Raw genomic sequence first — 13,982 nt, forward strand, 5'->3', positions numbered from 1 at the left:
GTAACAAATAATCATTGCGCTAACAAATCAACCACTTCTTCTCTTAGTCTCGGCAAATGATTGACAACAATACTCCAAAGTATATCTACCGACAAGCTGTCGTATCCATGAATGATCCAGTTTCGCGCGTCTACGATCTTTCGCGCATTAGTGATGGATATTTCTTTGTCTGTTTTGAGTATTCTGTTTGTAGCCTCGCCAATGATTTCGATATCACGTTCTACGGCACGTCGCAATTTGAGGTCTGTGGAGAAGTTTACATACAACTTCTGCCCCCCTTCGAAGTAGCTTTCAACTTCGTCAATCGCCATCAGGATATCATTGAGATGCTTTTTGACGGTCTTATCCATAGATCAGGGTTTTAGTCTCGTCGATATTTTGCTTTAGGTAGGGGTTCTTGATGGTTTGCTCTTCCAGTAGGTCAACTTTCCGTTTGAAGATATTCTCCAGTGAATATTTGAAATCAAAGTAATTGTCAAAGTAATCGTCGATTTCCTCTTTGTCAAAGCTCACGATCAGGTCGATGTCGCTATTCTCATTGAACTGATCGGTAAGTACGGAGCCGAAAACAAACAGCTGCTTGACCTTATGCTGTCGGCACAAGGGATCGATCTCTTTGAGCTGGTTGTTAATAAGGTTCTTCATCTTTGATTCCTTCTATACATATACAAATATAACTATTTGTTTAGGAGTGACCAAATCTAATCCGTTAAAACCATACTATTCCTTTCCCAGTTCCTCCAATTCCATTGTTTGTTCGGTCCACTGATCCATGACTTGGGAGAGTTGGGTTTTTAGGGTGGAGTATTCGGTGTAGAGGGTGGGGTTGGCGGCGCCTTGGGGGGTGGCCAGTTGGGTTTCTATGGCGGCGATGGCGGTTTCCAGTTCGGCGATTTGCTTTTCGGAGGCTTCGATGGCTTTTTCCGCTTTCTTGATGGCGCGGCTCAGTTCTTTACGGGCTTCGTAGGAAAGCTTGTTTTGTGAGGGCTGGATTTCGTTGGTGTCGTTGGCGTTTTGTGCGGCGGCGGTGTTGCGTTCGAGCTCGCGCAGGCTTTCCATCTTCTTGCGTTCGAGGAAGTTGTAGATGCCGCCCAGGTGTTCAACGACGCGTTGGTTGCCGAACTCGTAGACCTTGTCGACCAGCCCGTCGAGGAATTCGCGGTCGTGCGACACGACGATCACCGTGCCGTCGAACTCTTTCAAGGCTTCTTTTAATACGTCTTTCGAGCGCATATCCAGGTGGTTGGTCGGCTCGTCGAGGATCAACAGGTTGACCGGCTCGAGCAACAGGCGGATCATTGCCAGACGACTCCGTTCACCTCCCGACAACACCTTGACTTTCTTGTCCGACGCTTCGCCACCGAACATAAAAGCACCGAGGATATCGCGGATCTTTGTGCGGATATCGCCTTGTGCGACGTAGTCGATGGTTTCGAATACGGTCAGGTTTTCGTTCAGCAGCTGGGCCTGGTTCTGGGCGAAGTAACCGATTTTTACGTTATGCCCCAACTGCAATTTACCGGTGAAATCGATCTCGTTCATGATGCATTTGACCAGTGTCGATTTCCCTTCGCCGTTCCTGCCGACGAAAGCCACCTTATCGCCGCGGTTGATCGTAAAGGTGACGTGATCGAATATCAGGTGATCGCCGTAGCTTTTGGCCACCTCTTCGGTTATCACCGGATAGGAACCCGAGCGGGGCGCGGGAGGGAACTTCAGGCTGAGGGCGGTTCGATCGATATCATCCACCTCGATGCGGTCGATCTTATCCAGTTGTTTGATGCGTGACTGCACCTGTACCGCTTTGGTGGCTTTGTAGCGGAACCGTTCGATAAACGCTTCCGTATCGGCGAGTTTCTTCTGCTGGTTTTCGTAGGCGCGCAGCTGCTGTTCGCGGCGTTCGGCGCGCAGATGCACGTATTCGGAGTATTTCACTTTGTAATCGTAGATCTTTCCCAGTTCGATCTCGACGGTTCGGAAGGTGGTGTTATCGATAAATGCCCGGTCGTGCGAGACGAGGATCACGGCATTGGCGCGGGTGGCGATAAAGGTTTCGAGCCATTGGATCGATTCGATGTCGAGGTGGTTGGTCGGTTCGTCGAGCAATAGAATATCGGGGCGTTGCAACAAGAGTTTAGCCAGCTCGATACGCATACGCCAGCCGCCGCTGAACTCTGCCGTGGGCCGTTCGAAGTCTTCCCGCCGGAAACCCAGTCCCATCAGCGTGCGTTCGAGCTCCGCCTGGTAATTGCTGCCGCCGATGATCTGGAAGTGTTCGGTCTGATGCGTCACCCGATCGATGATCTTTTGATATTCTTCCGATTCGTAGTCGGTGCGCTCGGCCAGTTGCCGGTTCAATCGATCCATCTCGTTTTCGATCTCATGGATATGGGCGAATGCCAGTTCGGCTTCCTCGCGCACGGTATGGTTATCGGTCAGTTTCATCTGTTGCGGCAGGTAGCCGATGGTCAGTTCGCGGGGGATACTGACGGTTCCCGAAGTGGGCGATTGCTGTCCGGCGAAGATCTTCAACATCGTGGATTTCCCGGCGCCGTTTTTGCCCACCAAGGCGATCCGGTCTTTCTTGTTGACCACAAACGAAACCTCATCAAAAAGGGTAAACCCTCCGAACTCCACATTTAACTTTTCAACTGATACCATACTGCGTCATACTTGTTTGCCCGGCAAAGGTATAAAAAAAAGACGTAGGCAGCCTATTCGGAATCCGTACATATCTTTCTTTACCACCGGGGTAGTAAAGCTTTACGACCGGGGTGGTAAACCTTTACGACCGGGGTAGTAAACCTTTACCACCCCGGTCGTAAAGCAAAAAAAGGTTTATTTTCCGGTTTCCCCTCCGTGATTTGGGCAACGATCAACCGAAGTGCTTCTGTTTGCCGGGTGTGTACATCTTTTCTTCTGATTATGTAGCACTTCTTCTTCTCAGATTGAAAAAAAATCCCGATCTTTGCATCGTTTTTAATAGATCGAATGCTTTCTAACGAACAAAAGGTAGTTTATAACTAACAAATTCAAATAACATGACAAAAAGTGCATTACAAATTGCAAGGGCAAGCTATCAGCCGAAAGTGCCGGCTGCTTTGAGAGGTGCGGTGAAAGCCGTCGACGGTGAGTACACCCAATCGGTAGCCGACCAGGAAGAAATCAAGAAACTGTTTCCCAACACCTACGGGATGCCGATCGTAACCTTTGAAAAGGATAACGCGGCCAAGGCACAGCCGGCAGTGAATGTCGGGGTGATCCTTTCCGGCGGACAGGCTCCGGGCGGGCACAATGTGATCGCCGGATTGTTTGATGGCATCAAAGCGATCAACAAAGACTCACGTCTGTATGGCTTTATCCTGGGACCCGGTGGCCTGGTCGACCATAAATATAAAGAACTGACGGTGGATATCATCGACGAATACCGCAATACCGGCGGATTCGACATGATTGGTTCGGGCCGTACGAAACTGGAAGAGAAAGCCCAGTTCGACAAAGGATTAGAGATTCTGAAAGAATTGGATATCAAAGCACTGGTGATTATCGGTGGGGACGATTCGAATACCAACGCCTGTGTGTTGGCCGAATACTACAAAGCGATCGGAGCCGGTGTGCAGGTGATCGGTTGCCCCAAGACCATCGACGGTGACCTGAAGAACGAGCAGATCGAGACTTCTTTCGGTTTCGACACCGCTTGTAAGGTCTATTCCGAAGTGATCGGCAATATCGAACGCGATTGTAACTCCGCGCAGAAATACTGGCACTTCATCAAACTCATGGGCCGCTCGGCTTCGCATATCGCTCTGGAATGTGCGTTGCAGACCCAACCCAACGTATGTATCATTTCCGAAGAGGTGGAAGCCAAAGACCTTTCATTGGATGATATCGTAACCTATATCGCTTCGATCGTTGCCAAACGTGCCGAACAAGGCGATAACTTCGGAACGGTACTGATCCCCGAAGGACTGGTTGAGTTTATCCCGGCCATGAAACGCCTGATCGCCGAACTGAATGACTATCTGGCCAAGCACGATGCCGAGTTCAAGATGATCAAGAAAAGCGAACAGCGTACCTATATCATCAGCAAATTGACGAAAGAAAACGCTGAGCTCTACGCCAGCCTTCCCGAAGGCGTTGCCCGTCAGTTGACACTCGATCGCGACCCGCACGGAAATGTTCAGGTATCGCTGATCGAGACCGAAAAGCTGCTCTCTGAAATGGTCGGTAAGAAACTGGCCGAATGGAAGGCAGCTGGCAAATACACCGGTAAGTTCTCGGCATTGCACCACTTCTTCGGTTATGAAGGGCGTTGCGCTGCTCCGTCGAACTACGATGCCGACTATTGTTATTCCTTGGGTTACACCGCTTCTTGTCTGATTGCCGCCGGAAAGACCGGATATATGTCTTCCGTACGCAACACGACAGCTTCGGCCGATAAATGGATCGCAGGAGGTATCCCGGTGACCATGATGATGAACATGGAACGTCGTCACGGCGAAATGAAACCGGTGATCCAGAAAGCCCTGGTGAAGCTCGACGGCGCACCGTTCAAAACGTTTGCCCAAAAACGCGATGCCTGGGCTTTGTCGACCAGTTATGTCTACGCCGGTCCGATCCAATACTTCGGCCCGACCGAAGTCTGCGACGCGCCGACGAAAACCCTGGAGCTGGAACAAGCCAAATAAGAACGTTTCTTTATTTGATTAATAGGAAAAGAGATTATCCCAACCGGGGTAATCTCTTTTATTTATCACTATCTTTGCAAGCCAATACTAAACGATAAGAATATGTTTTCAGGAATAATCGAAGAAGCGGCTACGGTAGTCGCCGTAAGGCAGGATAAGGGCAATGTGCATCTGACTATGCAATGCTCGTTTGTCGATGAATTGAAGATCGATCAGAGCGTGGCACACAATGGCGTATGCCTGACGGTGGTCAGTATGACGAAAGAGACGTACACCGTCACGGCGATCAAAGAAACGTTGGAACGTTCGAACCTGGGCCTGTTGAAAGTGGGGGATAAGGTAAACCTCGAACGCAGCATGTTGATGAACGGCCGCCTGGACGGACATATTGTGCAGGGGCATGTCGATCAGACGGCTGTCTGTACCGATGTGCGCGAAGCCGATGGCAGTTGGTATTACTCTTTTGAATATACGTTCAACAAAGAGATGGCGCGCCAGGGCTATATGACGGTAGAGAAAGGCTCGGTCTGTGTCAACGGCGTCAGCCTGACCGTCTGCAACTCCGGACAGAACACCTTCGAAGTAGCCATCATCCCCTATACACACGACTTCACGAACTTCCACCAGATCGAGAAAGGCACCGTTGTCAATCTTGAATTTGATATCGTCGGGAAGTACCTGAGTAAGATGATGCAGTTTTCTGAACTTTGATTCTACTGATTAAATGATTTACTATGAACTTGAAAACATAACACATCCAGGTTCATAGTAAATCATTTAATCAGTAGAATCAAAGTTCAGAAATCTTTCAGTAAGACTTCCCCATTCGCCTCAAATATCTCTTTCCGTGTTTTGAGGATCGCTTCCCATTCTTTGTTGAAGCGGTGACGGTGGTCGATCTTAAAGCTTTCGGAGCCTTGTTCGTCTAAGCGTTTCAAGAGCTCGGAGACGGTAATCTGGTTGATATCGATGGCGGGTTGGTAGTAGATCACCCATTCGTCGTCGGCGTCTTTTACTTCGGTCAGGATATGCAGTTCGGTGAGTTGATAGAGTATGCCTGTGGCCAGGCGGATGGGGATATGGTACTTCTCGGACAACTCATCGGCGGTATAAGGCTTTTCCCCTTTGATAAAACGTTTGATGATCAGCGACGTAATCGTCACCACCACGAAGTCGCGGTAGCGGCGGCTGATGTTATGGCTGTCGTTCTCGAAGTTAAACCGCTTGACGTTCTGAATACCATACGCCAACGCACCGCCAAAGAGGCAGATCACCCACGAGAGCTGTACGAACAGAAGCAAAAGAGGGATAGCGGCGAATGTCCCGTAGATCGCATTGTATTTCCCTACCCAGATCTGTCCGCTGATATAGAACAACTGGAAACACTGGAAAGCCACACCCGCCACGCAGCCGGCAATCAGTCCGGGCAGGAAGTTTACTTTCGTATTCGGCAGGAAGATATAGATGCCGGTAAAGACAATCGCGGCAATCACAAACGGAATGACATTGAACAACAGATCGACCACGGGCGTAAGGAACACATACTCGTTGAGGATCGAATTCTGAAGCGTCGACATAAAGATCGACATCCCACTCGAAGCCACCATCAGGATCGGAAGGATTAATAAGAGTGCGAGGTAGTCGGTGATCTTCCGGGCGAACGGACGGGATTTGTTGATTTGCCAAATGTCGTTGAATGTCCCTTCAATGTTGGAAATCAAACTGATCACCGTATATAATAAGATCACCACGCCGATACCGACGATGATGCCGCTCTGTGCTTGCGCCAGGTAGCTCTCCACAAACTCGAACGCCTGATCCCATTGCTGTTCGTGCCCGGGAAAGTAATCGACTAAGGTCTGGCGCACGATATCCTGGAAACCAAATCCTTTCGCAATGGCAAGTAATACAGCCAGGAAAGGAACAATAGCAAGCAGTGTACTGTAGGTGAGGGCAGAGGCACGGCTCTGCAGGTTCTCGTTGACGAAGCTTCGGATGGCTAAAGAAAGGCTTTTGACCGTGTTGATGCCCAGGTGTTTGAACCCGGTCACCTCATTGCCGGTGATCCGCCACATATCGTAGGTAACGAAGCGGATAATGAATGTGATGAAATTGACAATACGCTCAACGAAAGAAACCCCTTCCTGTGGGCTCTCCTCTTTCTTCAACGCCTTTTTTGTCTTTCTCTTTTTCATAAATGCTTCTTACTTCTATCTTCTTTTAAAAAGCAGTTTGCCTGTAAGCCGGGTCCTGTACTCTCCCCGAAAGGAAAGCGTCTGTCATTTATCTACGCTTACCGTCACCGGTAAGCTTGAGCGGTCTACCCCCCGGCATCGGGCGAGCAACCCTACATGCGCCGGTATACATGACCTTACAACCCATAAGGCGTACGGCATCCCGCATTGCTGCGGGACCCGGTGAGCTCTTACCTCACCTTTTCACCCTTACCCGGCCGAAGCCGGGCGGTTCTTTTCTGTTACACTACTCTGCCCTCGCGAACAGCTTCCCGTTAGGAAGTATGGTGCTCTGTGTTGCCCGGACTTTCCTCTCATCCCGAAGGACGAGCGACAGACCGGCAAACTGCTAAGGCGCAAAGATAATCTAATTTGACTTCTCTTCCCGATAAAAACAGCTAAACTGTCCTTTCGGTTTAAACATTCGGACTTATTTACTGTTATATAGATAGGAAACATGTCTATTTGACAGTCGATTGATCTCCATCTGGGTACTTTGTATCGCAAAGTACTGTTAAGCCCAGTTAAGGAACGGGCAAAGGGCGTTAAAAGTGATAAAAAATGGGGAATAAGTAAACGATCTGCACGATTTTTGAGTTTACTTTGTTACAAAAGAAACTGTTAAATTTAAGTGTTTAATTAAAAGAATGATCCTTATGAAGAAAATGTGGAAGAATGTACTGGGAGTGATGGCTATTGTAGCTGTGAGTGTGGGTGCAGCGGTGGGTACAAGTTTCTATTTGACGAACAAGAATCTATCCGCCGGCTTATCCGTTCATGCTGTGGAGAGCGAGTATGGCTTTCGGCAACAGCCTTTTCATTATGCGAATTACAATCTGGTAGCAGCGGAGAATATTGATTTCACGGTAGCCGCGGAGAACTCCGTGCATGCCGTGGTGCATATCAAAGCAACAACAAATGCTTCTCAACGCGGCGGACGGCAGTATTTCGATCCGTTCGAATACTTCTTTGGTTTCGGCGGACGCGGACAGGGTACACCCCAACCCCGTGTGGGTGCCGGCTCGGGCGTGATCATTTCCGTCGATGGCTATATCATTACCAATAATCATGTGATCACCGGAGCAGATGAACTGGAAGTGACGTTGAACGACAACCGGAAATTCCCGGCGAAGGTCATCGGAGCCGATGTGCAGACCGATGTCGCTCTGATCAAAATCGATGCGCAAGACCTGCCAACCATTCCTTTTGGTGACTCCGAACAATTGAAAGTCGGAGAGTGGGTATTGGCAATTGGGAATCCGTTTAACCTGACGTCTACCGTTACGGCGGGTATCGTCAGTGCCAAAGGGCGCGGAGGCATCTCCCGTAGCAATGCGGGCATCGAATCGTTTATCCAGACCGATGCCGCGGTGAATCCGGGAAATAGCGGTGGCGCACTGGTGAATACCAAAGGCGAACTGGTGGGAATCAATACGGCCATCTACTCGGAAACAGGCAACTTCGCCGGTTATTCCTTTGCTGTGCCTATCAGTATTGCCGGCAAAGTGGCCAGCGACCTCAAACAGTATGGCGTTGTGCAACGGGCTGTCTTAGGTGTGATGATGAGTCCTTCTTTTGAAGATATCAAAGCGGAAGAAAAAGCGAAACTCAAGGTCACCGAAGGCGCTTATATCGCCGAGTTTGCCGCTTATAGCTCGGCCAAAGAAGCCGGACTCGAGGTAGGCGACGTTATCGTAGCCGTCAATGGAACCAAGGTGCGCTCCAGTAGTGCCCTGCAGGAACAGATCAGCAAATACCGTCCGGGCGATAAGGTGAAAGTAACGGTCGATCGCTACGGGAAAGAAATGAACTTCTCGATCGAACTGCGTAATGCGCAGGGAAATACAGAAATAGTGAAAGGCAAAGGCGATGTAGCCGAAGTCCTGGGGGCTGCTTTCGGTGAGTTATCAGACAAGCAGAAGAAAGAGCTGGGCATAAGCTACGGTATCGAAGTGACGGGCGTGACCGACGGGAAGATGAAAGAAGTGGGGATCTCGAAAGGCTATATCATTCAATCGATAAACGATCAACGCGTTTCTTCGTTGGACGATGTAGAGAAGATTGTCGAACGGGTATTGAAAACCAGCGGCAGCGATCAGGCTTTATTTATCAAAGGGATCTATCCGAACCGGAACAATACCGGATTCAGGACGGTCTACTACGCGATCAATTTGGCCGACTGATTGTTAAAGGATTCTAATTAGCCGGAGGCGGGGGTGCGTTCGGCTGATTATTCCAATAAAAATGTTATCTTTGCACCCCGTTATTCTCAATTAAACAATTGGATGAGACAACTTAAAATTACAAAGTCCATTACCAATCGCGAAAGCGCTTCTCTTGATAAGTATCTCCAGGAGATTGGTCGTGAAGATCTTATCACGGTAGAAGAAGAAGTAGAATTGGCACAGGCTATTAAAAGAGGAGACCGTAAGGCGCTGGAGAAATTGACTCGGGCCAACTTACGTTTCGTCGTTTCTGTTGCAAAGCAATACCAAAACCAGGGGTTAAGTCTGCCGGACTTAATTAATGAAGGAAACCTTGGTTTAATCAAGGCAGCAGAGAAGTTCGATGAAACGCGAGGGTTCAAGTTTATTTCCTATGCCGTATGGTGGATTCGCCAATCCATTCTGCAAGCTTTGGCCGAGCAGTCACGTATTGTTCGTCTTCCGTTGAACCAGGTGGGCTCACTGAATAAGATCAGTAAAGCCTTCTCGAAGTTCGAACAGGAAAACGAACGGCGTCCTTCTCCCGAAGAACTGGCAGAAGAACTGGATATCCCGGTGGATAAGATCTCCGATACCCTGAAGGTATCCGGACGTCATATCTCAGTGGATGCACCGTTCGTAGAAGGCGAAGACAACAGTCTTCTGGATGTGCTTGTGAACGATGATGCTCCGATCGCCGACCGATCGTTGATGAACGAATCTTTAGCAAAAGAAATTGATAGAGCGCTTGCTACACTGACCGAAAGAGAATGCGAGATAATCAAAATGTTTTTCGGTATTGGCTGTCAAGAAATGACATTGGAAGAGATTGGCGACAAATTTGGCCTCACCAGAGAGCGCGTCCGCCAGATCAAAGAAAAGGCAATCAGAAGATTAAGACAAGGTACCCGTAGCAAGCTCCTGAAATCGTATTTAGGATAAAATCTCTACAACAGACATTGAGAACAAAAGAGGCTATTTCGAAAGAAATAGCCTTTTTCATTGATACTTATCGCTAAAGCTTCTTTCCGTTTTACCCCCTCCAAATAAACATCGCACTTTGGCCGACCAAAGCGCAATGTTTTGTTCACCAAAGTGCAATGTTTTGGAAAGGAGGAACTGGCGGGGTTCAAATCTTGTGAGAAGTGAAGATTTTTAGCCGCGGACCACACGGATTTTTATTTTGTTTGTGGCCTGTGTCCTATAAGGACAGTGAGCGCTGAAAGCGCGTTAGAGCCCAGCCCAGGGTCAGCAGGCCGTTAGGTCTGCGCAACCCTGGGTCGGGAACACACCCACACACAACGGAGCGCTGAAAGCGCGAAAGATTTGCTTTCGCGCCTTCAGCGCTCCGTTTTTATATGTATCCTTAACCCGGGGTGGCGAACCTCTTCAAGGTTCTGACCCCGGGCTGATGTATTACGCGCTTTCAGCGCTCATTGTCCTTTCAGGACGATCATACACAAATCCTGACTCATAGTTCATCATTTAATCAGTAGAATCAGAGTTCAGAAATCTTCAAGTTCTCTTCGATGCAAATGGACTTTACGGATTTATAAACCATTGAAAATGAAGCGTTAATATTTTCCTTCAGAAACTACCGGTAGTTTGTGCACCAACTACCGGTAGTTTGGCGACAAAATATTAGTAGTTTGCGCGCAAAGTACCGGTAGTTTGAAAAAGGGGGGGCTGGAACGATTTGGGAATCTCTTTCAGATCGTGAAAAAAGCCGGCAGCCCTTTGAAAAAGGCCGCCGGCCTTTTAGAAAACCCTGCCGGCCTTTTCAGTGGAAGAGGCTATTTTTTGTAGTCGAAGTCGGATGTTAACAAATGCAAAACACCAAATAGTGGTAAACCTATCATTCCGCACATAGTTTTTCATTTTTTTACTTGCATCATACAGTCGGGACAGGCAACAATGTTAAACCGATCATTGCCGAGGCTCGCCAACAGGTTTCGGAAAGTTACTTACAGGAATTTTAGTGTTTTTCCGGCTATTCGAAATGGCTATATGATTGATATACAGGTGTGAAAGAAAATCCTGTATGATGTAAGTAAAAAAACGAAAAACTCTGTTCGGAGGGTATTTTGGGGTTTTTGTTCGTAAACTGCGCGCGTAGCGCGTGCCGCAGGCTCTCTTTACTTGGAAATTAACATAGAAAGCTTCGTGATTCAAACCGCCAAGTGAAACCAAAAATCCAATTCACGGGAAACGTCTCTGGTTCCTTCTTTTAGAACTATCCGGATTTTCCGGATAATTGCTTCTCGTTCTAATTCTCCGGAGTTGAAAATATTTTGTAAATGTTTATTGACAGTTATAAAAGAGCTACTGCTTGGCGGACTTTTTCAAGGCGTGCCGCGAATGTTTGATCTTTGCTGGCCATTTGTCTGTTATAGCGGGCTTGCATACGCATAAGCATATCTGCATCTATACCTAAAGCCGCTTCAATTAGCATGGAGAATTCCGTATTTACCTGGCGCTTTTTATTCAATACCTCATTTAAGAGGGTGTAGGATATGCCCATTTGTGCAGCCAATTTCCGCTGTGAAAGGCCACGATATTCAATTTCCTCCTTAAGAACTTCTCCCGGGTGGGTGGGTTCATACGGCGTGAGATTGTTTGCAATCATTTGTGGGTCTATTCCCTTTATTTCAATCATATTGACTTATTTATAATGATTTGATAATTCCAAAATATTACATAAAGTAACAACAGGCTCGGCACCATCATTTGTTACAGTAAACTCTATTCGGTATTGCTTATCTACTCTGATTGATGAAATACCTTGCTTGTTACCTTTCAGGACTTCGTAATTCAAAGAGTTGAGTCTAAACAACGCTTCTATATTGTTTGCATCCAGAAGAATATCAATGCAACGTTTGTATTTGCGTATGATTTCCGGCTGATAGCGATGTTTCTTATCATCGGTTTTCCCTTCCTCATACAAGTCACGTAAGTACTTTTTTTCGAAAGCTACAATCATACCGTTTCAGTTATGCAAACAAAGGTAGTGATTATTTCTTTTATTCACAAAAAAGTGAACATTTGTTTGAGGTCTATACCTGTTTATTCCTTTTAATAAGAATAAAGTCTCTACTCTTTATTTCCATAATTCAAAAAAAAGGTATTAATTCGTGGTTTGAAGTTTTTCTTCCGAAAGGAAATACTATTGTGGAAAAGAGTAAACAAGTAGACAAAGAGGTTCTGATTCGTTTGAAGAAGGGCGATTACGCCGCGTTCGAAGAACTGTATTGGATATATAACCGGCGGTTGTATAACTTTGTGTTGTCTGTATTGTTCGACAAATCATTGGCTGAAGATATAACCCAAACCTGCTTCCTGAAAATATGGGAGAACCGCGCGACTATAGATGAAGAAAAAGGATTTTCGTCTTATCTGCATACGATCGCTAAGAACCTGGTCTATAGGGAAACGGAAAGGGAGCTGTTGAAAAACCGGTTTCTAACCGTTCTGCGGGAAAGAGAACAAGGAACGGATAATTCGACACAGGAAACGATCGATGCCCGTTTGTTGGAGGAACATATCAATGAACTGATTGAAAAACTGCCTCCTGCCCGGAAAGAAGTATTTATCATGAGCCGCCTGCAAGGATTGACTAATAAAGAAATCGCTGAAAAACTATCGATCTCAGAGAAAACCGTAGAGACACAAGTGTATCGTTCCATCCAATTCCTGAAAAAACACTTCAAGGATTATTTCGTTCTGTTGGCATTACTTTATCTGGCGACAAGTCTTTAATAAAAGTTAAAAACACATATTCTTACATTCTCTTGTAAGGAAAATCAATGCTTCATGTATATAACTTATACAACATGGAAAAAAACAACGACATAAAAACGCTTGACCGCTTCCTGCAAGGGCAGGTCTCCGGTCAGGAAGAAAAACAACTCTTCGAATGGTTTCGCACACCTGATGCGAAGGATGAACTCTTCTCTTCCTATCAGGAGCGGCTGGATAATGCTTCCGATGAATTAGATCATGACGTGCAACAACGCATGTTGAACCATATCGGCTTAAAAATCAAAGAGGCGGAACAGGCCCGGCAGATACGTAAACTATCCTTGCGTTACCGGATGACGCAGATTGCCGCTGCCTGTATTCTGTTGTTTGGCGGACTCGGTCTCTATTTCCTGCAAGAAAGTCGATCGGTCTCCTCCGAGGAGTTGATCGTCAAAGTCGACCGCGGACAGAAAGCCAGTATGGAACTGCCCGACGGGACATTGGTATGGTTGAACTCGGACACCAAAATGAAATACAACAATGCGTACAACCATAAAGACCGGATCATCCGCCTGGACGGGGAAGCCTATTTCGAAGTCGCCAAAGACCGCGATAAACCGTTTATCGTACAGGTCAATGATATGGAGATCGAAGCATTAGGTACCGCCTTCAATGTCAAAGCCTATTCGGCGGATGAAGATATTTCGGCCACCTTGATGGAAGGGAGTATCGCTGTTACCTCCGACAACGACCGTATCCTTTTAAGTCCGAATGAAAACCTATCCTATCATCGTTCGACCCATCAATCGGTTAAAACGACGCTTTACAATACCGATCTGATCTCCGCCTGGCGAAACGGACGTATTGTATTTAATGGGGAAACACTGGGCGAAGCCGCCGTGATGCTCGAACGCATCTATAATCTCCGGATTATTTTTGAGACGGAGGATATAAAGAACTATACTTTCCTGGGAACGATAAAGAACAACAGCCTTTCGAATGTATTCGAGATTATGAGCCTGACCGTTCCGATTACCTATGCGATAAGCGATAGTTCGGTGATAATCAGTAAGAATACTAACCATAAAAAGAAGTAGCCCATGAGATAGAAACCAGAT

General features: G+C 47.1%; 12 protein-coding genes and 1 other RNA gene. 6 read left to right on the forward strand and 7 right to left on the reverse strand.

The window, feature by feature from the left end:
• Positions 1–11 precede the first annotated feature (11 nt).
• The 3 genes from M2133_RS01310 to M2133_RS01320 all read right to left on the reverse strand — a co-directional run bounded on the left by M2133_RS01310 (position 12) and on the right by M2133_RS01320 (position 2,661).
• Positions 12–350 carry a HepT-like ribonuclease domain-containing protein gene (locus M2133_RS01310; protein ID WP_277464151.1) on the reverse strand — a complete coding sequence of 113 codons (339 nt, stop codon included), beginning with the start codon at positions 348–350 and terminating at the stop codon, positions 12–14.
• Complete coding sequence (locus M2133_RS01315; RefSeq protein WP_277464152.1) at positions 343–645, reverse strand: nucleotidyltransferase domain-containing protein; 303 nt, start codon at positions 643–645, stop codon at positions 343–345. Before M2133_RS01315 ends, M2133_RS01310 begins: the two co-directional genes overlap by 8 nt.
• Before the next feature lie 75 nt (positions 646–720).
• On the reverse strand, positions 721–2,661 hold the full coding sequence (locus M2133_RS01320) for an ABC-F family ATP-binding cassette domain-containing protein (RefSeq protein WP_277464153.1): 1,941 nt from the start codon (positions 2,659–2,661) through the stop codon (positions 721–723).
• Positions 2,662–3,041: 380 nt separating this feature from the next.
• Here M2133_RS01320 and M2133_RS01325 point away from each other — a divergent pair, with 380 nt between their 5' ends.
• Positions 3,042–4,688, forward strand: coding sequence for a diphosphate--fructose-6-phosphate 1-phosphotransferase (locus M2133_RS01325; protein ID WP_277464154.1), 1,647 nt, complete (start codon positions 3,042–3,044; stop codon positions 4,686–4,688).
• A gap of 102 nt (positions 4,689–4,790) precedes the next feature.
• Positions 4,791–5,399 carry a riboflavin synthase gene (locus M2133_RS01330; RefSeq protein WP_277464155.1) on the forward strand — a complete coding sequence of 203 codons (609 nt, stop codon included), beginning with the start codon at positions 4,791–4,793 and terminating at the stop codon, positions 5,397–5,399.
• Positions 5,400–5,485: 86 nt separating this feature from the next.
• On the opposite strand, the gene M2133_RS01335 is transcribed toward M2133_RS01330, so the two are convergent.
• Entirely contained in the window at positions 5,486–6,808 is a 1,323-nt protein-coding gene (locus M2133_RS01335) for a YihY/virulence factor BrkB family protein (RefSeq protein WP_277464311.1), read from the reverse strand.
• Between the two features lie 103 nt (positions 6,809–6,911).
• Positions 6,912–7,272, reverse strand: an RNA gene (gene rnpB / locus M2133_RS01340) — RNase P RNA component class A.
• A gap of 306 nt (positions 7,273–7,578) precedes the next feature.
• Between rnpB and M2133_RS01345 the strand changes: the two genes are divergently transcribed.
• Together M2133_RS01345 and M2133_RS01350 are read left to right on the forward strand one after the other, a co-directional pair.
• Positions 7,579–9,105, forward strand: coding sequence for a Do family serine endopeptidase (locus M2133_RS01345; RefSeq protein ID WP_277464156.1), 1,527 nt, complete (start codon positions 7,579–7,581; stop codon positions 9,103–9,105).
• Positions 9,106–9,207: 102 nt separating this feature from the next.
• On the forward strand, positions 9,208–10,068 hold the full coding sequence (locus tag M2133_RS01350; protein WP_277464157.1) for an RNA polymerase sigma factor RpoD/SigA: 861 nt from the start codon (positions 9,208–9,210) through the stop codon (positions 10,066–10,068).
• Positions 10,069–11,437: 1,369 nt separating this feature from the next.
• Here the strand turns inward: M2133_RS01350 and M2133_RS01355 are convergent.
• Together M2133_RS01355 and M2133_RS01360 are read right to left on the reverse strand one after the other, a co-directional pair.
• The gene (locus tag M2133_RS01355; RefSeq protein ID WP_277464158.1) at positions 11,438–11,782 is read right to left on the reverse strand and encodes a HigA family addiction module antitoxin; all 345 of its coding nucleotides are present in this window, start codon (positions 11,780–11,782) and stop codon (positions 11,438–11,440) included.
• A gap of 6 nt (positions 11,783–11,788) precedes the next feature.
• Entirely contained in the window at positions 11,789–12,106 is a 318-nt protein-coding gene (locus M2133_RS01360) for a type II toxin-antitoxin system RelE/ParE family toxin (RefSeq protein ID WP_277464159.1), read from the reverse strand.
• 188 nt (positions 12,107–12,294) lie between these two features.
• Here M2133_RS01360 and M2133_RS01365 point away from each other — a divergent pair, with 188 nt between their 5' ends.
• Together M2133_RS01365 and M2133_RS01370 are read left to right on the forward strand one after the other, a co-directional pair.
• A complete protein-coding gene (locus M2133_RS01365; protein ID WP_277464160.1) occupies positions 12,295–12,882 on the forward strand; it encodes an RNA polymerase sigma-70 factor in 588 nt (195 codons plus the stop codon).
• A gap of 74 nt (positions 12,883–12,956) precedes the next feature.
• Complete coding sequence (locus M2133_RS01370) at positions 12,957–13,961, forward strand: FecR family protein (protein ID WP_277464161.1); 1,005 nt, start codon at positions 12,957–12,959, stop codon at positions 13,959–13,961.
• Positions 13,962–13,982 lie beyond the last annotated feature (21 nt).

It is taken from the genome of Parabacteroides sp. PF5-6 (assembly GCF_029504695.1).
Classification (GTDB): Bacteria; Bacteroidota; Bacteroidia; order Bacteroidales; family Tannerellaceae; genus QVMG01.